The organism is Vibrio sp. R11-SG3-ISO9 (genome assembly GCF_059834255.1).
The window spans coordinates 258,315-282,479 of sequence record NZ_JCBDGU010000009.1; the positions used below are offsets into that span (position 1 = coordinate 258,315).

Sequence of the window (24,165 nt, forward strand, 5' to 3'; positions counted from 1 at the left end):
AGCCTTTTAGTGCTCATGCACTAAAGCTGTGCTGTAATATCGCCATGATAAATAGCGGCGAAACAGTCGTCAGCTGATAAACGAGGAGTAACATCGTGGATAAACCTTGGCTTTCACGTTATCCAAGTGACGTACCAGAGCAGATCGACCCAGATCAGTACCAATCTTTAGTTGAGATGTTTGAGCAGTCTGTACAGAAGTACGCTGATCAACCTGCATTCGAAAACATGGGCTCGGTCATGACATTCCGTAAGCTCGAAGAGCGTAGCCGTGCTTTCGCCGCTTACCTACAAAATGATCTGAAGCTGAAAAAGGGCGATCGCGTCGCTCTAATGATGCCAAACCTACTGCAATACCCAATTGCACTATTTGGTGTACTTCGTGCTGGTATGATTGCAGTTAACGTAAACCCTCTGTACACCCCACGTGAACTTGAGCATCAGCTAAACGATTCGGGCGCAAAAGCGATTGTTATCGTTTCGAACTTTGCGAGTACGCTTGAGAAAGTGGTCGATAATACTCCTGTTAAGCACGTAGTACTGACTAGCCTTGGTCAGATGTTACCGCGTGCGAAGGGTACGATTGTCGATTTCGTAGTGAAGTACGTAAAAGGCATGGTTCCTAAGTACGATCTTCCGGGCGCAATCTCATTCCGCAAGGCACTGCATAAAGGTCGCCGCCTACAATACGTAAAACCATTCATGTCTGGTGATGACATCGCGTTCCTGCAGTACACAGGTGGCACTACGGGTGTCGCGAAAGGCGCAATCCTGACGCATCGCAATATGATCGCGAACGTTCTTCAAGCGAAAGGAGCGTACGGCCCTGTATTGAATGAAGGTCGTGAGCTAGTGGTAACGGCACTACCTCTTTACCACGTATTCGCACTGACAGTGAACTGCTTACTGTTTGTAGAAATGGGTGGTCGCAACCTGCTTATTACTAACCCTCGTGATATCCCGAGCTTCATCAAAGAGCTACAGAAAGTCCCATTCACGGCGATTACCGGTGTAAACACACTCTTTAATGCGCTTGTGAACAATGAAGATTTCCATGAACTGGACTTCAGCAACCTACGCCTATCTGTGGGTGGTGGTATGGCAGTGCAACGCGCTGTTGCTGAACAATGGAAGAAGGTAACAGGTATTCACCTACTGGAAGGCTATGGTCTAACCGAGTGTTCTCCACTGGTTACGGGTAACCCTTACGATCTTAAAGATTACACGGGCGCTATTGGCTTACCTGTGCCGTCGACAGATGTTCGCATCATTGATGACGAAGGCAATGTTGTTGCGAATGATCAAGTGGGTGAGCTGCAAGTACGTGGCCCTCAAGTGATGCAAGGCTACTGGCAGCGTCCTGAAGCGACCAAGGAAGTGATCGACCATGATGGTTGGTTGTCGACTGGTGATATCGTTAAGTTCGATGATGAAGGTCTACTACACATCGTTGACCGTAAGAAAGATATGATTCTGGTATCTGGCTTCAACGTTTACCCTAACGAAATCGAAGATGTTGTAGCTCTGCACGGTAAGGTACTGGAAGTTGCGGCAATTGGCCAACCACACGAAGTTTCTGGTGAGCTTGTGAAGGTTTACGTGGTTAAGCGTGACCCAAGCCTGACGAAAGAAGATGTGATTGCGCACTGTCGTGAGCACCTAACAGGCTACAAAGTGCCAAAACTGGTTGAGTTCCGCGATGATCTACCGAAGACCAACGTAGGTAAGATCTTGCGTCGCGTACTGCGCGAAGAGAACGATGCCGAGCTTGCTAAACGTGCAAGTGCATAACTGATGGTCTTACCGCTTAATCTAAGCGGTTAATGTAAATTAGTGATAGAATGCCGACAGTGAATGTCGGCATTTTTGTATCCGGCGGAATAATTAAATCAGTGAGAGTTTTTGTGAACTATCAAATCATTACCCAATTGAAAGACCTTGAACGTGTATGTCAGCAAGCCCGTGAAGCCGATGTTGTGATGCTTGATACCGAGTTTGTCCGTACCAGAACTTACTACCCGCAGTTAGGTTTGATTCAATTATTTGATGGTGAAACTCTGTCTTTGATTGACCCAATCGCATTGGATGAGATGACCCCGTTCGTATCGCTGCTAAAAGACGCTTCAGTACTGAAGGTGTTACATGCTTGCGGTGAAGATCTGGAAGTATTCCAGAATGCATTTGGTTGTACGCCAACACCAATGGTGGACACGCAAATCATGGCCGCTTTCTTAGGGCACGGTTTATCGACGGGGTTTGCTGCACTGGTATCTGAATTCGTTGGTATTGACCTGGATAAGAGTGAATCACGCACCGATTGGTTAGCGCGCCCATTATCACAAAAGCAGTTGGATTACGCCGCAGCAGACGTTTACTACTTGCTGCCAATGTATAACAAGTTGCTAGAGAAAGTGATGGAAGCTGGCTGGTGGGATGCCGCGCAGCAAGAGTCTGATTTGCAAGTCAGCAAGCGTATTCGCTCAATTGAGCCAGAGAACGCTTATCTAGACATTAAAGGTGCTTGGCAGCTAAAACCTAAGCAACTGGCTATCTTGAAGCCTTTGGCAACTTGGCGATTAAAAGAAGCAATTAAGCGTGATCTAGCGCTTAACTTCATTTTCAAAGAGCAAGACCTTTGGGCGGTAGCTCGTTTTGCTATTAAAAATCCAAAGCGCATGGAAGAGGAAGGTTTTGATTTCCGTTCAGTGCGTCGCCACGGTGCGAAAATCAGCTCTATCGTGAAATTGGCAGAGCACACTCCAGAAGAGGAGTACCCAGCGCTTGTTGAACGCTTGATGGACTTCCCTGGTTATAAGCAGATGTTTAAAGTCCTAAAAGATGAAGTGAAGAAAGCATCTCAACATAGTGGTTTGGCGACTGAGTTTATCGCTTCTAAAAAACAGCTTAATCAAGTCTTGAGTTGGGTTTGGAAACACGATCGCAACCCAGAAAAATTGCCTGATGTAATGCAAGGCTGGCGACTAGAAATTGCAGGTGAGAAATTGAATAAGCTGATTAAGTAGCCAGTTTTCTGATTCGCAGATAGATATAAAGGGGTAAAACACAATCGTTTTACCCCTTTTTTGTCATTACGATTTGTCGTCGCTTGTGGACGTTTCTTTCTCTTTAGCTTCAGCCAGTTGCTGTTCCAGTTCCATGATTCTTAGTTCAGCTTCGAGCTCGGCAACGCGTTTCTCTGCGTCACTGCGATTATCTTGTGAGTGACCATCCGCCAGAACCTGAGTGTTTTCACTCTGGCGAGAGTCATCAAGGTCTTTCATTGAACCAGCGACACCTCCTGTAACACCACCCGCTACAGCGCCTTTCACTGCTAGCCCTGGTTCACCAGTAAGCGCACCTAATGTTGCCCCCATCAAAGCACCTCCTGCGGCACCGCGATTTCTAGCGGCATTTTCATTGTCTTTGTCCATTGCAGGGGAACTACATCCAGTAACAACCAATACAGAGGTAATTATGATGGCTTTTAATGTGTTGTTTAGGTAAGTCATAGTTGTACTCTTTCTGTCTGTAGGGAACCTATTCAGAGTACAAAAAACAATCAGGCTTGGATAATGCTGACTCTTTATAGAAATAATAACCAGTGGTTATGGTTTGACATATGTATGGATTGTCTTGAGATATAAAAACGGCCCACTTGAAAGCAAGTGAGCCGTTTTAGGGATCTAGAATTTCGACGAAATTACTTGTCGTCTTCTGGCAGTTTGACGTTCAATTCAAGAACAGAGATATCATCGTCTTTGTGCTCGAATGATAGGTCGACCATTGAAGGATCTACTTCAACGTACTTGGCAATACACTTCAAGATGTCTTCTTTTAGTTGCGGCAGGTACGAAGGTGCAGGGTCGTCATGGCTGCGACGTTCTGCCACGATGATCTGCAAGCGTTCTTTGGCTAGGTTAGCTGTGGTTTTCTTCTGTGGTCTAAAAAACTCTAGTAATGACATAGTTGCTTAGCCCCCGAATAGTCGTTTGAAGATGCCTTTCTTCTCTTCCGTTAGGAAGCGGAAGTCCACTTGGCTGCCGAGTAGACGGTCTACAGTATCACTGTAAGCCATACCTGCGTCAGTTGCTTCGTCAAAGATTACTGGTACACCCTTGTTTGATGCGTTCAGTACTGCTTGGCTCTCCGGGATTACGCCCAATAGCGAGATGTGAAGGATCTCTTCTACATCTTCTACGCTTAGCATTTCGCCTTGGGTTACACGCGCAGGATTGTAGCGTGTTAGCAGTAGGTGAGTTTTCACTGGCTCTAGGCCGTCTTCAGCACGACGTGACTTAGAATCTAAGATGCCTAGAATACGGTCTGAATCTCGAACTGAAGACACCTCTGGGTTAGTCGTCACAATAGCTTCATCTGCAAAGTAGAGTGCCATCAAAGCGCCTTGCTCAATACCTGCTGGAGAGTCACAGATGATGAAGTCGAAGCCCATTTCGTCTAGCTCATCAAATACACGACGAACACCGTCTTTGGTTAGTGCATCTTTATCACGAGTTTGAGAGGCTGGAAGAATGTATAGATTGTCTGTGCGCTTGTCTTTGATCATCGCTTGGTTCAGAGTTGCTTCACCATTGATAACGTTAACGAAATCGTAAACGACACGACGCTCACAGCCCATGATAAGATCGAGGTTACGCAGACCAATATCAAAGTCGATAACCGCTGTTTTCTTTCCTTTCAAAGCTAAACCTGAGGCAATAGCTGCACTGGAGGTAGTTTTACCAACACCGCCTTTACCTGACGTTACAACGATAATGCGTGCCATTATTTTTTCCTTTTATTTCTTTATAGTGCGAGTACGTCAACACGTAGTACGTCGTTGTCCATGCTGAACATGGTCTTCTTCTGCCAGTACTCGCTTTCAATTTGATCGCTGAGCCAGTAGTTGCCTGCAATGGAAACCAGCTCGGCTTGTAAATCGTTACAGATAATCTTTGCTTCAGTTTGACCGCTTGCGCCTGCAATTGCGCGGCCGCGTAATGTGCCATGAATATGAATACTGCCATCCGCAATCACTTCCGCCCCAGCACTCACGTGACTCAAAATTAATAGGTCACCATCTTTAGCATAGACCTGTTGTCCAGAACGAATCGGAGTTCTTACCACTTTTGTGGGCGCCATCTTAGCCGGAGCCTGTGAAGGGGACTTGCTCGCCGTCATTACAGCAAAGCCTGCTTCTTTTGCTAGGTTTTGCATGCGCTTATCGGAACAACCCGTTACGCCGACAGGGATCATACCTGCTTGAGAGATGCCGTTTTTAAGTTGAAGGAAGTCGATATCACCAGCAACTTGACTGATGTTAATTACCACAGGAGCTGCAGCAAAAAAGTTTGGTGCTTGGTCGACTTTTTCTTGAAGGAATGACGCTGCATTTTCGACGTTATCATCGGATAAGTGCAAGACAGATAGCGTAAAGCTGCTACCTTTTAAATCTGGGTTACTAGACATCGAAAACTACAGGACCTCAATAACGGTTGGCTACAATTTCTTTCATCTTTACGATAAAGGGCATTGCCTGAAACTAGGCTTATCATGTTATATTCCCAGACCAAGCACAGCAAGTGATCTTGTTGTCAAATGGACGTTTTGTTCCCAATATTTCACCAACATAAACTATTGATCTCGCATGTGAGAGTTTTGTAGTCATAAACATTTAGAAAAGGTTTGTCATGCTGTGTTCTATATATAAAAGCTCAAAAAAAGAAGGAACATACCTTTATATCCCTAAAAAGGATGATTTTTCACAAGTTCCTGACGCATTGATGGAAATGTTTGGTAAACCTAGCTTCGTAATGGTCATCAAAATGGATGGCCGTAAATTGGCGCAAGTGAACATCGATAAAGTTCGTGAGTCTCTAGAAACCGACGGCTTCTTTTTACAATTGCCGCCACCACCAGTGAATGAACTTGAGTTGTATAAGGAGCGTAAGGCTCAACAAAACACTCAAGATGAAGAGTAGTCTTACTCACCTTATTCAGGGAGGAATGATCGTTGAGTAAATTATCGCAAACCCTAATTACCGTGTCGGCGTTGTTGGTCGGCAGTGCAGTGGCTCCGTTACACGCTAACGAGTTGAGCTTTGAGCAGTTTGTTGAAAAGCTAAAACAGCAGGGCTCAGAGCAAGGCATCTCTCAATCGATCATCGACCAAGCCTTTGATGGCGTGACGTTTAAACCGCGTGCAGTGAAGGCTGATAAAAATCAGCCAGAGAAAAAACTGACGCTCGACGAGTACATCCCAAGAGCAGTTCCTGCTTGGAAGGTTAAGCAAGCGCAGTCGCTTTATGATAAGCACCATACTGAGCTGAAACGCATCGGTGATGAGTATGGTGTTCAACCTCGCTTTATCGTCGCATTGTGGGGCGTTGAGAGTAACTTTGGTACTTTTACTGGCAATTATCGTGTGATTGACGCGCTAACTACAATGGCTTACGAAGGTCGTCGCGAGGCGTTCTTTACCAAAGAAGCGATGGCAGCACTGACCATTCTTGAAGAGGGGCATATTAAACCTCAGGATATGAAAGGGTCGTGGGCTGGAGCGATGGGGCAACCTCAGTTTATGCCAAGTTCATTCCTAGCTTATGCTGCGGATGGTAATGGTGACGGTAAGAAAGACATCTGGAATACCGAAGCTGATGTTTTTGCTTCTGCGGCGAATTATCTGAGCCAGTCTGGTTGGGATGATAAGTACACATGGGGCAGACAGGTAAAAGTGCCGGCGAATATCTCGCTAGATATGCAGGGCCGCTCGGAAGAGAAAGGTAAGTACCTTCAAGAGTGGTCAAAGCTGGGTATTACGCGCTTTGATGGTAGCCCACTGCCTAAGCTTGATGAAGATATTAAAGCTTGGTTGATCATGCCGGATGACCAAACCGGGCGCTCTTACTTGGTTTACAATAACTACAATGTACTGATGAAGTGGAATCGTTCGTACTACTTTGCACTGGCAGTGAGTCACCTCGCTGATCGAATTAAGTTTAAATAACTTAAGTTTAAAGAAAGCAACCAAGGCAAAGCGGCGTAAGCCAACAGATTAAAAAGGACTCTTCGGAGTCCTTTTGTTTTTTAGTAAATAGTGTTCCAGATTAATGGCTTATTTTAGATAGGCTGTTTTTAAGATAGATAGAGGGTAGGCGGAGTGTTAACAGACAGAGCGGCACAAATGGTGATCTTCCACGCCTTGATTAAGCATGGCGGTTTTACCAGTGCAGCAAAGAGCTTAAATGTATCGGTATCGCACATCAGTAAGCAGATCGCACTGTTGGAAGACAACATTGGGATTAAGCTGGTTCAGCGTACGACGCGCAGCCTCACGTTGACCGAAGCGGGTGAAGTGTTTTATCAGCACTGTGAACAGCTATTTGGCACGCTCAAGGCTGCACAAATGGATATGGAGAGCCAACGTGATGATGTTTCCGGTAAGTTACGCGTCGGTATCTCACAATCGTTCGGTACTTTGCATGTGATTCCTGCTATTGATCAGTTACGTCAGCTCTATCCACAGCTCAAAGTTGAGATTCACTTGTTCGATTACAAAGTGGATATGATCGAAGAACGCTTGGATCTTTGGATCACCAACAATGAAGAGTTGCCGGAAGGCTACATTGCTCAGCGATTAGCAGACAGCCAGTTTGTCGTCGCGGCATCACCGGATTATTTGATCAAAGCGGGTACACCGAGTTGTCCTTCGGACCTGAGCGAACATAACTGTCTTATCTATCGTAGCCGTGAGCGTGATTACACCTCTTGGGCGTTCGATAACGGACAAGAAAGTTTATGTGTCACCGTTAGTGGTGATTACTCTGTCGATCTAGCAGAGGCGGTAAGAGACGCAGCTGTGGCAGGTTGGGGAATTGCCTATCTTGCGACTTATCTTGTTAAAGAGGAGTTTCGCAGTGGTCAGCTAATTCAGGTATTACCTGAGTGGAAAGCCAGTCAGATCATGCCATTTTTTGCTGTCTATCCAAGCCGCAAGAACATGCCAAAGAAGCTATCCACGGTGATTGAGTTCCTGAAACAGCACATTGGTTCTCCGACGTATTGGGATAAAAATCTGAAAACTTGCGTTGAATTACACCGCTAACTGTCGCTGTTTTTGAAAATATAATTTCCATATGGAAAAAGTATTAAAAATAATCAATAAAGTTTTAATTAATTCAATGAGTTATATATTTGGTGCTTAAATGGACAGTTAAGCCAACATCCATGTAACAACCACTGCTTGCCGCAAACGGTTTCCTCTATACAATGCGTCGCCTTTCCTACTACAACTTTTCAGGTTTGACGCATATGGCATCCCTAATTGGAATCATTACTCTTCTAGTAATCGCTTGGTTACTATCTACGGACAGAAAAAATATTCAGCTAAGAACGGTGTCTCTTGCTTTCTTACTTCAGGTCTCTTTTGCACTGCTTGTGTTGTACGTACCTATGGGTAAAGACGTGCTTAATGGCGTGACGGGAGCCGTTTCGAGCTTAATCAATTACGGCCAAGAGGGCATCGGCTTCCTATTTGGTGGCCTAACCAATAGTGGTTTCGTATTCGCGATTAATGTTCTCGGTATCATCATTTTCTTTTCAGCTCTGATTTCAGGTTTGTACCACATCGGTTTCATGCCAAAAGTGATCAACCTAATTGGCGGCGCATTGCAGAAGCTGTTAGGTACAGGCCGTGCGGAATCTCTTTCTGCTACGGCGAACATCTTCGTTGGCATGATTGAGGCACCATTAGTGGTTAAGCCTTACCTGAAGCACATGACCGATTCTCAGCTGTTTGCGGTAATGACTTGTGGTTTGGCATCGGTAGCAGGCGGCACGCTAGTTGGTTATGCGTCTCTAGGCGTGGATCTGAACTACCTAATTGCTGCGGCATTTATGTCTGCGCCTGCAGGTTTATTGATGGCAAAAATCTTGGTACCGGGCAGTGCTAATGAGACTCAAGAGAGCATTGAGTCAGATGTAGAAATTCCACGAGCAACGAACGTAGTTGAGGCAATGGCAGATGGGGCTATGTCTGGACTTCGTATTGCAGTCGCAGTGGGTGCAACACTTCTTGCTTTTGTCAGCGTGATTGCAATGCTGAACGGCATGCTAGGTGCAGTTGGTGGTTGGTTCGGTGTGGACCTAAGCTTCGAGCTTATCCTAGGTTATGTGTTTGCACCCGTTGCATGGCTGATTGGTGTGCCATGGAACGAAGCGGTTGTTGCGGGCTCACTGATCGGTAACAAGATTATTGTGAATGAGTTTGTTGCCTTCATCCAGCTAATGGAAGCGAAGGAAGTACTGAGCGAACACTCTCAAGCTATCGTAACCTTTGCACTGTGTGGCTTTGCGAATATCTCAACTATGGCGATTCTAATAGGTGGTTTGGGTAGCCTAGTTCCAGAGCGTCGTTCGTTCATCTCTAAGTACGGCTTCCGCGCGATTTGTGCAGGCGTACTAGCGAACTTGATGAGTGCTTCGATTGCAGGTGTAGCGCTGTCGCTATAGCCTTTGCCATAAGTGAATAGCCAATAAAAAAGCCGCGACGGATTATCGCGGCTTTTCATTATTTGAAGCAATGGCTACATGAGATAATAGCTATTTGAGGCAGTGGTTACTTGTTAGAGTGGAACTGCTCACAAGCGATCATTGTGTTCTCGATAAGGCTTGCAACCGTCATCGGACCAACACCACCAGGAACTGGAGTAATGAAGCTTGCACTCTCTTTTGCAACATCGTATTCCACGTCACCCACCAATTTGCCTGACTCTAGGCGGTTGATACCAACATCGACCACAACTGCACCCTTCTTGATCCACGCACCTGGGATGAAGTTAGGCTTACCTACAGCAACCACAACAACGTCAGCTTGACGTACGTGGCCTTCTAGGTCTTTAGTGAAACGGTGACAAGTTGTCGTTGTACAACCCGCTAGAAGCAGTTCTAGAGTCATAGGACGACCAACGATGTTTGATGCGCCAACAACAACCGCGTGCTTACCACGCAGATCGATATTGTAGCGGTCAAGCAGAGTGATGATACCTTTTGGCGTACAAGAACGTAGCTTAGGGATACGCTGTGCAAGACGACCGACATTGTATGGGTGGAAACCATCAACGTCCTTTTCTGGCGTAATACGCTCTAGTACGTGTGTGCTATCGATACCGGCAGGAAGAGGTAGCTGAACAAGAATGCCATCAATCTCTGGATCTTCGTTCAATTGGTCAACAAGAGTAAGTAGCTCTTCTTCGGTTGCCGTTGCAGGTAAGTCAAAAGACTTTGATACAAAGCCGACTTCTTCACACGCTTTGCGCTTGCTCCCCACATAAACTTGAGAAGCTGGGTCTTCACCCACTAAAACTACCGCTAGGCCTGGCGCTCGTAAGCCTGCTTCAGTACGCGCTTTTACACGTGCAGCAACTTCAGAGCGAACGGTTTGAGATATTAGCTTTCCATCAATATTTTGAGCAGTCATGAATTTCCTTAGTATTGATATTCAAGTTAGTGGCTGATGTTTTGGCGCATTATTCCAGAAAACGTTTTTGATTTCCATCAAGCAAACGTTTGCTTTGGTCTAATTTTCAACACTTATAATGCCTTTGCCCTTTTTTTACTCACTTAGATCAGAATGTTAGATAAAGCCGTTGCTTTACTGATTCGAATTCGTATAATTCTTTCCTGTAGCGCGCCCTTAGCTCAGCTGGATAGAGCACGTCCCTTCTAAGGATGTGGTCGTAGGTTCGAATCCTACAGGGCGTGCCATTTATTTTAAGAAACCCGATAGCTCTTTGAGTTGTCGGGTTTTTTGCATTTCCGGCTTAATTATATTTGTGACTTAGTTGCTCGTCACTCTGTTATTTTTTTGCTTGATGGAACTTTTAGAAATTCATTTCAAGAGTCTACAAACTGTATCAAGTTATTTCCCTTTAATTGATAGGGTTAAAAGTTCTGGGATATAAAACCAGTGGCTATAATAACTGACACTTAAAATGGATTTTAACCTCAGTAGTACTCAACTCTTCTATCGATTGATTGATAAGAACGCCAGCGAACGCGATCTTATACTCTCGGATGTTCGTCAAAACTCGCCTCAACTTGCCCGTAATGTCGATGAATTATTGAAACACGCCAACAATGACTTAGCGATTGAAGCATTGGAAGTGCATCTATCGACAGCTAATGAATCTACCATTTGTTATGAAAACCTTCGCGTTGATCGCTATGTTATCGGTCATGAGCTAGGTAGAGGAGGATTTGCGGCGGTTTATTATGCTGTTCGCCACGATTCACTGTTTCATCACCAGTACGCAATCAAATTTTTCCATCCCGAGATCTTAGGACTGCTAGGTCAAGAGGCACTCTTTTCAGAGGCACAGCTCCTTGCTAATGTCAGTCACTCCAATATTGCCAAAGTCTACGACGCAGGTATTTATGACGGAGCGATCTATATCGTGATGGAGTTTGTCGATGGGTTGAACTTACGCGACTACTTAAGCTCACACTCGTTGAGTTTCGAGCAGAAATTGATGCTGTTTCGAGATATTTGCTTGGCTGTCGAGCATGCTCATCAACATCAGGTTATTCATGGGGATCTTAAGCCCGAAAACATACTGGTTTGTCGTGATGGTGTACCGAAAATCATCGACTTTAATATTGCTCAAAAAGTACAAAGGCTGAGCACTGGGGATAGGGAATTAATCACCCAAAATGTGTTGGCACTCACGCGAAACTACGCAAGCCCAGAGCAGCTTGATAACGATGCGATAGACAAGCGAACGGATGTGTACGCCTTAGGTCGGATTCTGTATTTGGATATCCTCCGAGCTCAGCCGAGAGGCGATATCACTAAGGTCGTGGCTTTAGCGACTCATTCCTCCCCTAGCCGCAGATATGCCAGAGCCAAAGATCTTGCGCAAGATATCGAAAATGTTCGCTGCTTTTTCCCTTTAAGCCAAGAGTCCAAAGTAAGCGTTGAAGTGATAAAGAAATCAATGATTCGTTATCCAGTGTTTACTCTGTGTAGTACTGCTCTAGTGCTGAGCATGATGGCTATCATTATGGCGTTGTCGACCGCGACTCAAGATCTCAATCGTCAAAAGCTGACATTGGAAGAAATGCTCAATGACGTGACGGCCAGTGTTTATCCCCTGAACAACAATTTAACAGATTGGGAAGCGGTAATTGAGAACCGAGAAAACCAACGCAAGCTCGTGTTGGATACTCCCTCACGTTCATTCTGGCCACAAAGGCGGGGAGATTTGAATTCTTCAGTGCAAGTCGTCAGTAGCAGCACTGCTGATGACATCGAATACAACATCATTTATCCATTGAATATACAGCTTATGCAGTCTGAAGGAGACCAAGAGCATGATGAGATTCATCCAACCGATGAGGTTGTCACTTTCAATGAGTCCGTGGGGTAACACGCAATGACTGTAACCAAAGAGGTTAGGGTCGATAGCGATCATCTCACGGAGCTGATTTCACAATGGCAGGTGGGTTGTAAAAAGTCTGAAGAGCAGATATTTCGTTTTGCCTACCGTAGGCTAAAAGAGTTGGCTCAACAGCGTCGTCAAAAGTCGGGTGCTAGCCTAAACAAAGAATCAACCAATACTACCGCTCTGATTCACGAGTCGTATTTGAAGGTGTCAGTCTTGGATAAAGGAACCATCGAAAAAACTCGAGATTTTTATTTGATGGCTGCCAAAGCAATGCAGCATATTCTTATCAACCAAGCATGGGCAGCACAAGCGGATAAGCGTCAACCTGATCAATCCCTTGTCATAGAAAAAGCCTTGTCAATTGAAGGCCTGCCTTTAGAGCGCAGGATCGCGCTAGAACAATCTTTGGTTGAGTTTACCAATTATTATCCACGCCAATCTAATGTCTTAAAGCTAAAGTATTACATTGGGCTCAGGCATACCGAGATCTGCCAGCTTCTAGAGTGCAGCTCCAGCTTGGTGGAAAAAGATCTTAAATTTGCTAAGAGTTGGCTTCACAGCAGGCTTGCCGCATGATCTTTGTGAAGTGTCTAATTTTATTAATAAATTCATAAAAAATTTTACGGTTTTTCTGTTGTTCCCTGTGTCTTGTTTGTGGTGAGTGATCTCCCTAAAAATAACGCCGACTTGATGCCACTGATTCTCAACACTCAGTCATGGCTCAAACAATAAAAGGCTTACAAAGGGAATATCAATGAAAAAGCAAGGTTTACTGGCAGCGTCAATTGCAGTGGCTCTCGTCGGGTGTGGTTCAGACAGTGATTCAAGTGGACCAACATCATTTTCAATTACCGCAATTGATGGCTACTTAGCGAATGCCAATGTTTCGGTGGATAGTACTCAAGATGGTGTTTGTGATCTGTCTCAGGGCAAAACGGATAATAAAGGTCAGGCAAATCTCAGCGTAGAGTATCGAAATGCCGTTGTCTGTGTTGATGCAGTTGCTGGTCAAACGGTAGATAGCAACCGTGGTCTGGTTCAACATGACTTCACGCTGGCAAATGCGGGCAGTGGCACAATCATCAACCCAATGACTAACATGGTGAACAAACTTCTTGCTGAAGACTCGGAATTGACAGTTGCTGAAGCTGAGGAACAAGTCGTTGCTGCTATCACGGGTGACGCAGGTCTTGAGGTGTCACAAGCTCTTATCTTTGGTGACTACATTGCCGATACCACAGAGCAGGCAGAAGCACTGAATTTGATTGGTGAAGTGCTGGTAGATCATTCCGACCAAGATATCGAAACCAAGCTGAAGCTGACTCAAGCGATGGCGGAGGCAACGCAAGAGATCATTGATGCCGACGGTCAAACACTAGACGACTACTCGCCTATTATTGATATTCCATCAGATGGCGGCGATGTCACCGTTATCCCAAATACTCGTCCAAAAGTTGTCGGTACCACTGAGCCCGTTGAATTGACGCTGGGTGAAGCATGGCGTCCGTTCAATGTGAGTGACAAATTCCAAGATGCTGAAGGCGATGATATTACCTTCACTATGGTTGTTGAAGGTGAAGGTAATAATGGCCTGTCTATCGATTCGCTAACCGGCCTGATCACTGGTGAACCTGAGATCGCGGGCGGTTTCACTTATCATATTTTCGCCACCGATGAGCATGGTGCTCGTTCATACCCACTGACGTTTGAAGTTACCGTGTTAACGGATAACCAGCCTCCAGTTGTTGATGAGGGCGAGCTTGCAAACCTACAGTCGACAATGAATACATGGATGCTGACAGAAGGCGAGTCGTTGACGGATACGCTTGATGTAAGCGCGCTGTTCACTGATCAAGATGGTGATGCTCTGAGCTACAAAGTAGAAACGACGCTATCAACCGTTGCACGCACAGGCTTCAACGCTCTAGTGGACGACGAGGGTGTCGTGAGCTTTACCGGTCTGATTCCGCGTTCAGCTGCAGCGGGTGCAGAAACACTGACTCTTTCAGTGAATGATGGTGTAAACAGTGAATGGGTTGCGGCAACTCTGAGCTTCCCGATTATTGAAGAAGCGCCACTACCACCAGGCGATTCTCACCCGTTAGAGGATAACACTTGGTATTTCCTTGAAAGAGGTTCTAACGGCACAAATTACTCTCAAGTATGGTGTGACACAGTACGTTTTGAAGATGGGGAGATCTTCTATAACGATCGCGACCAAAGTAATAAGACTACGTGTACAACTGAAGCGACAATGAAAGTGGGAACTTATGTTGTCGAGGGTGACACTATAGTCGGTTCATATACGGAAGACGGCGATACGATGATCATGCGCTACGATGTCACTAATGACTACGATAGCAACGTTATCTCGCAAGGTGCGGTGACCATGCTTTGGACAGAAGAGGGACGCTCGAGTCGTTATGTTGGATTTAGCAGTCAAGCGGATGCAGAAAAGCGTATTCAAGTGAAATCCAGTGATGGCCCTGAGTTGCGTGATGCTTATTTATACTGGCCTGGTGAACAAGAGCACCAATACCAATTAATTTCTACCTCATTGCAGATGAACACAGCAGCGCTTTCACCAGGTAATTCTCACGACTACATCAAGGTTTGGATGAATGGTATTAGCTGTGACGGATTGTTGAATTCTCATGATGGCGATGCCGCTATCTTTGAACGATTCACTGTGACATCTGAGTCGCTTTCCGCTGACAATGGTTACAGTCTATCTCCATACTTTTGTGATGACATCTACGAAGGTAGTACGCCGAATGCGGTATTTTCTTTCCTATTCGGACTACAAGATAGTCACTCACTTGAGTTAGATGAGAACTATAGCATCATTGGCCAGATCAGTGATGAGTGGAGTGAGTACATCACTGACGTGAACTTCAACATGGTGTGGGATGGCTCGTCAAACGACGATTAATGGGAAGCTCCCGATTCAGATATACCCTTAATAATAAGGTGGATCCAATAATTGAATTAAGGGAGCCTAGCGATAGGCTTCCTTTTTTATTTTTCGATAAACTGACAATTGTTCCCTATTGGGGGTTTACATCATTTAGTAATAAAGCCACTATGAATCCACGAAGAATAGACAAGTAAAGCCGCTAGGAAGAAGGTTTACTTATTCAAACCGCCTCACTAGCTGCTAATTTAGAGGAAGCAATGGCAGGAAACAGTATCGGACAACACTTTCGAGTAACTACATTCGGAGAGAGTCACGGTATCGCACTAGGATGTATCGTAGACGGGTGCCCACCAGGATTACAAATTACCGAAGAAGATCTGCAGAAAGATCTGGACCGTCGTCGTCCGGGGACTTCTCGCTATACCACTGCTCGTCGTGAAGCTGACGCAGTGAAGATCTTGTCGGGTGTTTTTGAAGGTCAAACTACGGGTACATCTATTGGTCTACTAATCGAAAACACAGACCAACGCTCTAAAGACTATTCAGAAATTAAAGACAAGTTCCGTCCGGGTCACGCAGATTACACATATCATCAGAAATATGGTGTACGTGATTACCGTGGTGGCGGTCGCTCTTCAGCTCGTGAAACAGCAATGCGTGTAGCAGCGGGTGCAATTGCGAAGAAATACCTTAAGCAAGAGTTCGGTGTCGAGATTCAGGCATACCTATCTCAGATGGGCGATATCGCTATCGAGAAAGTAGATTGGAACGAAATCGAGAACAATGCATTCTTCTGTCCTGACGCAGATAAAGTGCCAGAGTTCGATCAGATGATTCGTGATCTACTGAAAGAAGGTAACTCTATCGGTGCTAAGATCCAAGTTGTGGCAAAGCAAGTACCAGTCGGTCTTGGTGAGCCGATCTTTGATCGTCTAGATGCTGACATCGCACACGCACTAATGAGCATTAATGCGGTTAAAGGTGTTGAGATTGGCGATGGCTTTGATGTCGTTAATCAAAAGGGCAGCGAGCACCGTGACCCACTAACACCGGAAGGCTTCACAAGTAACCACGCTGGTGGCATCTTGGGTGGTATTTCAACGGGGCAAGATATCGTAGCAAGCATCGCGCTTAAGCCAACTTCAAGCATCACCGTGCCGGGCGATACTATTACTAAAGATGGCGAGCCTACACAGTTGATCACTAAAGGACGTCACGATCCATGTGTTGGTATTCGTGCAGTGCCAATTGCAGAAGCGATGCTAGCGATTGTACTTCTGGATCACCTATTACGTCATCGTGGTCAAAACCACGGCGTGACAACCAATACACCTCAAATCTAACGACTGAGTGTGTAGGGTAATGGATTAAAAAAGGGTTGCTTCCTGTTGGAGCAACCCTTTTTGTTTTCTAGTAAGTTCGTTGTCTCTGATTAGTCCACAGATCAGTGAACAGAGCTTTCTGGGTCTAAGTGGAATGATGGTAGACGCCACTTAAAGCGCACTGCTGCCATTCGCAATAGGTAGCCAACAACCAAGGTTGTGATGGTTGCGGTTACATCATTAATACCAAACTCTAGTAATGCGAGGTATAGGCCTGATGCGATAAGTGCGATAGATGCGTAAAGCTCCTCATGCAGCACAAGTGGCGTTTGGCGACAGATAAGGTCACGCAGTAGGCCACCAAAGACACCAGTGACTAGTGCTGACACCATACAGATCATTGGGTGCAAACTCATGTTCATGGCTACTTTAGTACCGATGATGCTGAATACAATTAAACCAAGTGCGTCTAAGCGAATAAATAAGCCTTTGAGCTTAATCACCCACTTTGCGAGGCCAGTAGTGATGACGCCCGCAATGCATGTAATAGCCAAAAATTCTGGGTTTTCCACCCAGCCTAGTGGGTAATGGCCAAGCAAGATATCTCGTACTGTACCACCACCAATTGCGGTTGCGCTGGCAACCAGCATTACACCAAACCAATCCATTTTTTGTTTGCCAGCGCTGAGTGCGCCAGTCATGGCTTCTGCCGTGATACCAATGATATATAAAACACTTAGTAGCATTGCTGTAACTCTATAATTTCGGTCTATAAAATCGTGATTTATGAGCCGTACGATATAAAAAAGAAGCGCGAGTTTAGTGCGAAAAGTCACATTTTACGAATGAATATTTGTACCGCGAATTGGCGTTTCAGATTAGCAAAACTAATCATACAACCTAAGGTGGGTTAATCTGGGATGAGCAATCGATTATCATGGCCCGATGAGCTTACCAACCTAATGACATTACGCGGAATAGGGCTTTACCAAGCACTCAAAAAAACGCAAAATGCCCTCGTTGTTCTTATTTATTTTTTATCTTATGACGCATCAATATCCAGATATCATTAACATCTTCAACCGCACTTTTTTCGAGAGCTTTAATACCAAGTTAGAGTTGGGAGAAGATGAGCCGATTTACCTTCCAGCGGATGAGCAAGTTGCTCACCATCGCATCATCTTTGCTCGTGGGTTTTACGCATCAGCGTTACACGAGATTGCTCACTGGTGTGTGGCTGGCCCAGAGCGCCGTTTATTGGAAGACTTTGGTTATTGGTATGAGCCGGATGGTCGCACTGAGGCTGTGCAAGCGGAGTTTGAGAAGGTAGAAATTCGACCTCAAGCATACGAATGGATCTTAGCATTGAGTGCAGGCTTTCCTTTTAACGTCAGCTGTGACAATCTACACGGCGATTTTGAGCCAGATCGTTTGGCCTTTATGCAAAAGGTGTACAACGAAGTCATGGGTATTTTAGAAGTGGGTTTGCCACCTCGCGTAAAAATGCTGTCAGAGGCATTGCGAGACTTCTATGACATTGCTCCATTGACGGCGAACCAATTTATTGTGAAATAAGAGAAGACTATGATTATCGAATTTGAAGAAAAGCTACTTGAAGTAATTGATGCTCGTATTGAGAATGCCTCTGATGATGAGCTGTTTGCGGGTGGCTATCTGCGTGGTCATATTTCACTGTCTGTTGCAGCGTGTGAAGAAGAAGGCATCGAAGATATTGCTGAAGTAAAAGTTCGCATCGAAAAGAGCCTAGAAGACGCTCGTGCAGAACTGACTCCAGCAGACCGTACTATCGTTAATGACCTATGGGTTGAACTACAAAACCTCGCTTAACTTCTTCATAAATGGCGCGCTGATTTAACCCTCCTTGTGGTGCGCCGTTCTTCCTTTCTAACTTGTTCGAAGAATTTGAATGAGTCTGTACAAATCTTGTGATTGTTCCATTTCGTGCTTAGGCTAATCTAATACCACTTACTGAGATAAACGAAAGGAAATCATCATGAAAGTTATCGCATTTGGCGCAAGCACCAGCTCTACTTCTATCAATAAAGCTCTAGCAACTTACGCGGCTAACTTGATTGAAGGAGCCGAAGTAAAAATCTTGGACATTAACGATTACCAAGTTCCAATGTTCAGTGAAGATAAAGAGAAAGAGATTGGCCAAGCGGAAGGTGCTCAAGCATTTTTACGCGACCTAGCGGAAGCCGACGCTTATGTAATCTCTTTTGCTGAGCACAACGGCCACCACCCAGCAGCGTTTAAAAACCTGTTTGACTGGGCGACACGAATTGAGCGCTCAGTATATGGTGAGAAACCAGCGGTATACCTAGCGACGTCTCCAGGCCCTGGTGGTGCACAGAATGTGCTAGGTGCGGCAACAGGTTCAGCACCTTACTTCGGTGGCAATGTGAAGGCATCGGTTTCTGTACCAAGCTTCTACGATAACTTTGACTTTGAGACGGGTTCGATCAGCAATGAAGAGATCGCAACCCAGATTAAAGATGCGGTAGCCAAACTGTAAGTCATGCTTACTAGAAATTAAAAAAAGCCCAAGCTTTTAACTAAGCTTGGGCTTTTTGGTTTTACTGATTACGTTCGGCTTGTTTGTCTGCCACCCAACCAGCGGTGAGCGCTTTGCCTTTACGCAGCCTTCTTACCCACATGCGGCTAGGGTGAATCGCTTCCAATACATCAACAGGCAATGGTAATGGGTCACCACAGATCTGCGATGCTAACACTTCAGCGAGTAAGGGCGCTGAGCTTAATCCGCGCGAGCCTAAGCCAATAAAGCAGTAGAGGTTAGGGTAGCTGGCAACTGTCTGAATGTTGCTAGCTTCATCACGTTGCGGGTTAAAGTTATGCAGGTTTTGATACTGCACTTTAATCGCTTCGAAATCGCCGACATTACCAACAAATGGTAGATGGTCACGGCTAACACTGCGGATGCCTTGTCGCGATAGGTTACCAGTAGTGTCGACATCTTGAGTCCAAGCTTGGTCTGGCAGCGAGCCATGTAGGCGCTCACCATTGTGCTGTTGAACCTCAATATCAAACTCTTGATCGATATTACTCTTGTCGTAGTTTGCCCCAATACAGTGGTGACCATTGTTCGGATTTTGCGGTGTCATATAGCCGTCGAAGCAGAGCACGGTTTTAAGCTTGCTCAGATTCTCAGTGGTTGGGATATGACTGACTTGGCCTTTCACCGGGGTCAATGGCACCGGAGCGGTTTGCTCAAACTGAGTAAACTTGTGTCCATTAGCCACTACCACTTGGCTATGCAATTTTGTGACTTCGCCATGCGGGGTATCGATGGTGAGTTTCCACTTCTGATCAGCATCAAGCCACTCCAGATTGGTTACTTGATGTTGGTAGTGAGCTTGCAGCAAGCCACTTGCTTCAAGCTGAGAAATCAAGCCTTGAGTCAGTTGGCGTGGGCTTAACCAACCGCCGAGTGGGAAGTAGACGCTCTCTTTATCAACAGGCAGACCAATCTTTTCATTGGCTTGGTCTGGAGACAGACGTTGAATTAAATCAGTATGGAAGTTACCTTCAAGCATACGATTGAGCTTTTTGGTCGAGCCCTCATCCCACATCAAAATATTCACGCCACACCAGTCGTGATCAAACTCGACAGATTGAGATGCTTGCTCAATGAACTGGCGCGCAAAAAGTAACCCAGGACCAAATACACGCGACACGTTTGAGCGAGTTTCACTTAGCAGCGGGTAGATCGCCCCTTGGTTATTGCCAGATGCATTTTCTGCTGGCTGTGCATGCTCACAATAGAGCGATACTTGTTTACTGCGGCGGGTTAGCGTTTTGACTAGTGCTGCGCTCGCCACACCACCACCAATTATGGCAATATCTTCGGTGTCACTATGAGGCGCTAAACCAAACCAGGGCTTGATATTAGAGTCATCTTGCTTTTCAGTGAGGCGGCCCGCAATCATTTCGCGCTTGGTACCAAAGCCTTTGACCTTTTTCATCTCAAAGCCAGCTTCAATAAGACCGCGGCGAACAAAGCCCGCTGCAGTGAAGGTCGCGCAGCTACAATCTTGCTTAGCCAGTTTAGCCATGCCATTGAACAGGTTCTGGTTCCACATTTCAGGGTTTTTGCTCGGTGCGAAACCATCGAGGAACCAAGCATCGACTAATCCCTGCTGTGGGTTAGGGACAAGTGGCATGCAGTCTTTGATATCACCAAACCACAGATCGAGTGTGATTTTACCATCGCCTAGCACAATGCGGTGACACTCAGGCAGTGCAATCGGGTAGTGCTCCTGAAGCTGAGTCGCGTACTCAGCAAGCTCTGGCCATGCCTTGTGTGCTTTGATGAGATCGTCTTTATTTAGTGGATACTTCTCAAAACTGATGAAATGTAACTCTTTGGTCACAGCTTGTGGGTTATCTTTTAGAAACTTATCAAACCACTGCCAGACAGCAAGGAAGTTTAGGCCAGTACCGAAGCCTGTTTCTGCAATTACAAAGCGACGCTGTTCGTGTTCTAGCCAGCGCTCTGGAAGGTGGTTTTGTTTTAAGAACACGTAACGAGTCTCTTCTAAACCGTTCACGTTTGAGAAGTAAACGTCGTCGAATTGGTCGGAAACTGGCGTACCAGACTCGTTCCATTCCAGTTCAGCATTAGTAATTGAAGTCATAAAATCTGTCATTTTGTGATTTGAAGCGATATGTTGGGAGGGATTGTACGAATTTCTAGGAAAGCTGACCACTTTTGTTGGCCTTCTTGGTTATCATCTAGCTGAATTTTGAATTATAGGAATGTCACATGAAACGAGTCGTAATCACCGGTATGGGTATTGTTTCAAGTATCGGTAACAACGTCGAAGAAGTTTTAGCATCATTAAAAGCGGGTAAGTCAGGTATTACCGCTTCAGAGCAGTTCAAGGAACAAGGCCTTCGCTCTCAAGTTTGGGGTAACCTAAAAATGAACCCAGCTGACCATATCGATCGCAAAAAAATGCGCTTTATGGGTGATGCAGCGGCATTTGCATACCTTTCAATGGAGCAAGCAATCGCTGACTCTGGTCTAACAGAAGAGCAAGTATCAAACGATCGCACAGGTATTGTTGCGGGTTCTGGTGGTGCTTCATCTCTAAACCAAGTTAACGCGGTTGATATCCTGCGTGAAAAAGGCGTTAAGCGTGTTGGTCCATACATGGTTCCACGTACAATGGCGTCAACGGTTTCTGCTTGTCTAGCGACTCCTTTCAAAATCCGTGGTGTGAACTACTCAATGAGCTCTGCGTGTGCGACATCTGCACACTGTATTGGTCACGCAATGGAACTTATCCAACTGGGTAAACAAGACGTAGTATTCGCTGGTGGCGGTGAAGAGCTAGATTGGTCTTTGACTATGATGTTCGACGCGATGGGCGCACTATCTACGAAGTACAACGACACTCCAGAGCAAGCATCTCGTACTTACGATGCAGACCGTGACGGTTTCGTAATCTCTGGTGGTGGCGGCATGCTAGTTATCGAAGAGCTTGAGCACGCGAAAGCACGTGGCGCGAAAATCTACGGTGAGATCGTAGGCTACGGTGCAACATCTGACGGTTACGACATGGTAGCTCCGTCTGGTGAAGGCGCAGTTCGCTGTATGAAGATGGCAATGCAAAACGTTGAAGGTGTTGATTACGTGAACACTCACGGTACTTCAACGCCAGTTGGTGACGTTAAAGAACTTGGCGCTATCCAAGAAGTCTTCGGTGGCAACAGCCCAGCTATCTCTGCAACTAAAGCGATGACAGGTCACGCTCTAGGTGCTGCTGGTGTACACGAAGCGATTTACTCAACGCTAATGCTAGACAATGGTTTCATTGCGCCAAGCATCAACGTTGCAAACCTAGACGAAGCAGCAGCGGGTCTAGACATCGTAACTGAAGCTCGCGAGCAAGAGCTAACAACAGTAATGTCGAACAGCTTCGGCTTCGGCGGCACTAACGCAACGCTAGTGATCAAAAAGTACCAAGACTAAGTCTTTACTTTCATCACCAATAAACAGAATAAGTCTGACGACAGGCGTATAGATTATTAGATTTATAGGTTTCCAGAGCTTGATCAGTACTGGCTTTGGTTAGTCACTGATCGAACAGACGCAGACTCTGTCTCCTGGAGAGCGAGACAGGATCCTTTTGTTCTGGGTATTTGCCCGATTGTTTATTCAATCGGGCATTTTTCTTTTTATAGCGTCCTAAGCGCCACAAGCTAAGGTCGTTTGTCTATTTGCCCTCGACAGCCGCTGTCTAATTTTGCACAATCATTTCAATCCTCATTTTAGGTCGATGGACCGTAACTAAAGTACCCGCGTAATGAAAATCTTAATCGATGAAAATATGCCTTATGCTGAAGCTCTATTCAGTCAACTGGGCGAAGTGATTTTAAAATCAGGCCGTACCCTAACTGCAGACGACCTTGTAGATGTTGATGCTCTAATGATTCGCTCTGTGACTAAAGTGAATGAGTCGCTGATTAGCAAAGCGAATAAATTGAAGTTCGTCGGTACAGCAACCGCAGGTATGGATCATGTTGATCAAGACTTGATGAAAGAGCGTGGGATTTTCTTCACAGCCGCTCCAGGTTGTAACAAAGTCGGTGTGGCTGAATATGTGTTCAGCTCAATGATGGTACTGGCTCAGCAGCAAGGCTTTTCAGTATTCGACAAAACGGTCGGCATTATCGGTTGTGGTCAGGTGGGCAGCTACTTAGCTCGTTGCTTAGAAGGTATCGGCATTAAAGTGCTTTTGAATGATCCTCTAAAACAGCAAGAGGGCGACGCGCGTGATTTCACTGAGCTTGAGACTTTGCTTGAGCAAGCGGACATTATCACCACGCACACGCCAATTACCAAAACGGGTGACTACCCAACGCATCACTTGATCAACGAAACGGTACTGAACAACTTCCGTGCTGATCAAATCTTGATTAACGCAGCTCGCGGTCCTGTGGTGGACAACCAAGCGCTGAAGGCTCGCCTACAAAAAGCGGATGGTTTCACAGCGGTATTGGATGTATTTGAATTCGAACCAGAAGTGGACATGGAGCTATTGCCACTGCTTGCCTTCGCAACACCGCATGTTGCTGGTTATGGTTTAGAGGGCAAAGCGCGCGGTACAACCATGATTTTCAACAGCTATTGTGAGTTCTTAGGTAAAGAGCAACGTGCATATGCAAGTGACTTATTGCCGACGGCACCAGTGCCGCAAATGAAATTAGATAGAGCATGGGACGAAGCAACACTGCACAATTTGACTCAGTTGATCTATGATGTGCGCAAAGACGACGCCTTATTCCGTCGCAATATCGCTACGCCAGGTTCTTTTGACCGCATGCGTAAAGAATATTGGGACCGCAGAGAATACAGTGCAGTCGAACTAACGGGTGATGAGACTTGTAACTTAGCACCGTTAGCGAAACTCGGTTTTATGGTAAAGCCAACTTTATAAAAG

At 45.7% G+C, this 24,165-nt stretch carries 22 protein-coding genes and 1 tRNA gene; 16 read left to right on the forward strand and 7 right to left on the reverse strand.

Annotated features, from left to right (window positions below):
• The first annotated feature begins 95 nt into the window (after window positions 1-95).
• Both fadD and rnd read left to right on the forward strand, forming a co-directional pair.
• On the forward strand, window positions 96-1,790 hold the full coding sequence (gene fadD, locus AC6R05_RS03760) for a long-chain-fatty-acid--CoA ligase FadD (RefSeq protein ID WP_500646614.1): 1,695 nt from the start codon (window positions 96-98) through the stop codon (window positions 1,788-1,790).
• 113 nt (window positions 1,791-1,903) lie between these two features.
• Window positions 1,904-3,022, forward strand: a complete 1,119-nt coding sequence (gene rnd, locus AC6R05_RS03765; RefSeq protein WP_500646615.1) for a ribonuclease D — start codon at window positions 1,904-1,906, stop codon at window positions 3,020-3,022.
• Window positions 3,023-3,088: 66 nt separating this feature from the next.
• On the opposite strand, the gene AC6R05_RS03770 is transcribed toward rnd, so the two are convergent.
• From AC6R05_RS03770 to minC, 4 genes are all read right to left on the reverse strand, one after another.
• Complete coding sequence (locus tag AC6R05_RS03770; protein ID WP_150869046.1) at window positions 3,089-3,508, reverse strand: YMGG-like glycine zipper-containing protein; 420 nt, start codon at window positions 3,506-3,508, stop codon at window positions 3,089-3,091.
• A gap of 191 nt (window positions 3,509-3,699) precedes the next feature.
• Entirely contained in the window at window positions 3,700-3,963 is a 264-nt protein-coding gene (gene minE, locus AC6R05_RS03775; protein WP_032551884.1) for a cell division topological specificity factor MinE, read from the reverse strand.
• Window positions 3,964-3,969: 6 nt separating this feature from the next.
• Window positions 3,970-4,782: a septum site-determining protein MinD gene (minD, locus tag AC6R05_RS03780; protein WP_032551885.1), complete on the reverse strand. Its 813-nt coding sequence runs from the start codon at window positions 4,780-4,782 to the stop codon at window positions 3,970-3,972.
• Between the two features lie 20 nt (window positions 4,783-4,802).
• Window positions 4,803-5,465, reverse strand: coding sequence for a septum site-determining protein MinC (gene minC, locus AC6R05_RS03785; protein ID WP_032551886.1), 663 nt, complete (start codon window positions 5,463-5,465; stop codon window positions 4,803-4,805).
• 221 nt (window positions 5,466-5,686) lie between these two features.
• Here minC and AC6R05_RS03790 point away from each other — a divergent pair, with 221 nt between their 5' ends.
• From AC6R05_RS03790 to AC6R05_RS03805, 4 genes are all read left to right on the forward strand, one after another.
• On the forward strand, window positions 5,687-5,977 hold the full coding sequence (locus AC6R05_RS03790; protein WP_032551887.1) for a YcgL domain-containing protein: 291 nt from the start codon (window positions 5,687-5,689) through the stop codon (window positions 5,975-5,977).
• A gap of 32 nt (window positions 5,978-6,009) precedes the next feature.
• A complete protein-coding gene (locus AC6R05_RS03795; protein ID WP_500646616.1) occupies window positions 6,010-7,002 on the forward strand; it encodes a lytic murein transglycosylase in 993 nt (330 codons plus the stop codon).
• 177 nt (window positions 7,003-7,179) lie between these two features.
• Window positions 7,180-8,100 carry a LysR family transcriptional regulator gene (locus AC6R05_RS03800; protein WP_500646646.1) on the forward strand — a complete coding sequence of 307 codons (921 nt, stop codon included), beginning with the start codon at window positions 7,180-7,182 and terminating at the stop codon, window positions 8,098-8,100.
• Between the two features lie 206 nt (window positions 8,101-8,306).
• Window positions 8,307-9,506, forward strand: a complete 1,200-nt coding sequence (locus AC6R05_RS03805) for a NupC/NupG family nucleoside CNT transporter (protein WP_500646617.1) — start codon at window positions 8,307-8,309, stop codon at window positions 9,504-9,506.
• Between the two features lie 106 nt (window positions 9,507-9,612).
• Here the strand turns inward: AC6R05_RS03805 and folD are convergent, their stop codons facing one another.
• A complete protein-coding gene (gene folD / locus AC6R05_RS03810; RefSeq protein WP_032551891.1) occupies window positions 9,613-10,473 on the reverse strand; it encodes a bifunctional methylenetetrahydrofolate dehydrogenase/methenyltetrahydrofolate cyclohydrolase FolD in 861 nt (286 codons plus the stop codon).
• A 210-nt stretch (window positions 10,474-10,683) separates the two neighbouring features.
• Here folD and AC6R05_RS03815 point away from each other — a divergent pair.
• The 5 genes from AC6R05_RS03815 to aroC all read left to right on the forward strand — a co-directional run bounded on the left by AC6R05_RS03815 (window position 10,684) and on the right by aroC (window position 16,699).
• Window positions 10,684-10,760 (forward strand) — tRNA-Arg (locus tag AC6R05_RS03815).
• Between the two features lie 227 nt (window positions 10,761-10,987).
• The gene (locus tag AC6R05_RS03820; protein ID WP_500646618.1) at window positions 10,988-12,421 is read left to right on the forward strand and encodes a serine/threonine protein kinase; all 1,434 of its coding nucleotides are present in this window, start codon (window positions 10,988-10,990) and stop codon (window positions 12,419-12,421) included.
• A 6-nt stretch (window positions 12,422-12,427) separates the two neighbouring features.
• A complete protein-coding gene (locus AC6R05_RS03825; protein ID WP_331440849.1) occupies window positions 12,428-13,015 on the forward strand; it encodes an ECF-type sigma factor in 588 nt (195 codons plus the stop codon).
• A 178-nt stretch (window positions 13,016-13,193) separates the two neighbouring features.
• Complete coding sequence (locus AC6R05_RS03830; RefSeq protein ID WP_500646619.1) at window positions 13,194-15,371, forward strand: putative Ig domain-containing protein; 2,178 nt, start codon at window positions 13,194-13,196, stop codon at window positions 15,369-15,371.
• 242 nt (window positions 15,372-15,613) lie between these two features.
• Window positions 15,614-16,699 carry a chorismate synthase gene (aroC, locus tag AC6R05_RS03835; RefSeq protein ID WP_032551893.1) on the forward strand — a complete coding sequence of 362 codons (1,086 nt, stop codon included), beginning with the start codon at window positions 15,614-15,616 and terminating at the stop codon, window positions 16,697-16,699.
• A 101-nt stretch (window positions 16,700-16,800) separates the two neighbouring features.
• On the opposite strand, the gene AC6R05_RS03840 is transcribed toward aroC, so the two are convergent.
• Window positions 16,801-17,424, reverse strand: coding sequence for a trimeric intracellular cation channel family protein (locus AC6R05_RS03840; protein ID WP_500646620.1), 624 nt, complete (start codon window positions 17,422-17,424; stop codon window positions 16,801-16,803).
• 298 nt (window positions 17,425-17,722) lie between these two features.
• Here AC6R05_RS03840 and AC6R05_RS03845 point away from each other — a divergent pair, with 298 nt between their 5' ends.
• The 3 genes from AC6R05_RS03845 (at window position 17,723) to AC6R05_RS03855 (ending at window position 19,214) form a co-directional block, all read left to right on the forward strand.
• Window positions 17,723-18,253 (forward strand): elongation factor P hydroxylase, encoded by a 531-nt coding sequence (locus AC6R05_RS03845; RefSeq protein ID WP_500646621.1) that lies wholly within the window; start codon window positions 17,723-17,725, stop codon window positions 18,251-18,253.
• Window positions 18,254-18,262: 9 nt separating this feature from the next.
• Entirely contained in the window at window positions 18,263-18,526 is a 264-nt protein-coding gene (locus tag AC6R05_RS03850) for a YfcL family protein (protein ID WP_032551895.1), read from the forward strand.
• Between the two features lie 166 nt (window positions 18,527-18,692).
• The gene (locus AC6R05_RS03855) at window positions 18,693-19,214 is read left to right on the forward strand and encodes an NADPH-dependent FMN reductase (RefSeq protein WP_285468332.1); all 522 of its coding nucleotides are present in this window, start codon (window positions 18,693-18,695) and stop codon (window positions 19,212-19,214) included.
• Between the two features lie 61 nt (window positions 19,215-19,275).
• Here AC6R05_RS03855 and mnmC read toward each other — a convergent pair whose 3' ends face one another.
• On the reverse strand, window positions 19,276-21,426 hold the full coding sequence (mnmC, locus tag AC6R05_RS03860; RefSeq protein ID WP_500646622.1) for a bifunctional tRNA (5-methylaminomethyl-2-thiouridine)(34)-methyltransferase MnmC2/FAD-dependent 5-carboxymethylaminomethyl-2-thiouridine(34) oxidoreductase MnmC1: 2,151 nt from the start codon (window positions 21,424-21,426) through the stop codon (window positions 19,276-19,278).
• A 56-nt stretch (window positions 21,427-21,482) separates the two neighbouring features.
• Between mnmC and fabB the strand changes: the two genes are divergently transcribed.
• Window positions 21,483-22,694, forward strand: a complete 1,212-nt coding sequence (gene fabB / locus AC6R05_RS03865) for a beta-ketoacyl-ACP synthase I (RefSeq protein ID WP_032551898.1) — start codon at window positions 21,483-21,485, stop codon at window positions 22,692-22,694.
• A 334-nt stretch (window positions 22,695-23,028) separates the two neighbouring features.
• Window positions 23,029-24,162: a 4-phosphoerythronate dehydrogenase gene (locus tag AC6R05_RS03870; RefSeq protein WP_285468336.1), complete on the forward strand. Its 1,134-nt coding sequence runs from the start codon at window positions 23,029-23,031 to the stop codon at window positions 24,160-24,162.
• Window positions 24,163-24,165: the final 3 nt, after the last annotated feature.

What these genes read in the sequence shown, in the direction of transcription:
- AC6R05_RS03770 (WP_150869046.1), bottom strand. Translation starts at nt 3,508, where the DNA reads ATGACTTACCTAAACAACACATTAAAAGCCATCATAATTACCTCTGTA.
- minE (WP_032551884.1), bottom strand. Translation starts at nt 3,963, where the DNA reads ATGTCATTACTAGAGTTTTTTAGACCACAGAAGAAAACCACAGCTAAC.
- minD (WP_032551885.1), bottom strand. Translation starts at nt 4,782, where the DNA reads ATGGCACGCATTATCGTTGTAACGTCAGGTAAAGGCGGTGTTGGTAAA.
- minC (WP_032551886.1), bottom strand. Translation starts at nt 5,465, where the DNA reads ATGTCTAGTAACCCAGATTTAAAAGGTAGCAGCTTTACGCTATCTGTC.
- AC6R05_RS03790 (WP_032551887.1), top strand. Translation starts at nt 5,687, where the DNA reads ATGCTGTGTTCTATATATAAAAGCTCAAAAAAAGAAGGAACATACCTT.
- AC6R05_RS03800 (WP_500646646.1), top strand. Translation starts at nt 7,180, where the DNA reads ATGGTGATCTTCCACGCCTTGATTAAGCATGGCGGTTTTACCAGTGCA.
- AC6R05_RS03805 (WP_500646617.1), top strand. Translation starts at nt 8,307, where the DNA reads ATGGCATCCCTAATTGGAATCATTACTCTTCTAGTAATCGCTTGGTTA.
- folD (WP_032551891.1), bottom strand. Translation starts at nt 10,473, where the DNA reads ATGACTGCTCAAAATATTGATGGAAAGCTAATATCTCAAACCGTTCGC.
- AC6R05_RS03820 (WP_500646618.1), top strand. Translation starts at nt 10,988, where the DNA reads ATGGATTTTAACCTCAGTAGTACTCAACTCTTCTATCGATTGATTGAT.
- AC6R05_RS03825 (WP_331440849.1), top strand. Translation starts at nt 12,428, where the DNA reads ATGACTGTAACCAAAGAGGTTAGGGTCGATAGCGATCATCTCACGGAG.
- AC6R05_RS03830 (WP_500646619.1), top strand. Translation starts at nt 13,194, where the DNA reads ATGAAAAAGCAAGGTTTACTGGCAGCGTCAATTGCAGTGGCTCTCGTC.
- aroC (WP_032551893.1), top strand. Translation starts at nt 15,614, where the DNA reads ATGGCAGGAAACAGTATCGGACAACACTTTCGAGTAACTACATTCGGA.
- AC6R05_RS03840 (WP_500646620.1), bottom strand. Translation starts at nt 17,424, where the DNA reads ATGCTACTAAGTGTTTTATATATCATTGGTATCACGGCAGAAGCCATG.
- AC6R05_RS03845 (WP_500646621.1), top strand. Translation starts at nt 17,723, where the DNA reads ATGACGCATCAATATCCAGATATCATTAACATCTTCAACCGCACTTTT.
- AC6R05_RS03850 (WP_032551895.1), top strand. Translation starts at nt 18,263, where the DNA reads ATGATTATCGAATTTGAAGAAAAGCTACTTGAAGTAATTGATGCTCGT.
- AC6R05_RS03855 (WP_285468332.1), top strand. Translation starts at nt 18,693, where the DNA reads ATGAAAGTTATCGCATTTGGCGCAAGCACCAGCTCTACTTCTATCAAT.
- fabB (WP_032551898.1), top strand. Translation starts at nt 21,483, where the DNA reads ATGAAACGAGTCGTAATCACCGGTATGGGTATTGTTTCAAGTATCGGT.
- AC6R05_RS03870 (WP_285468336.1), top strand. Translation starts at nt 23,029, where the DNA reads ATGAAAATCTTAATCGATGAAAATATGCCTTATGCTGAAGCTCTATTC.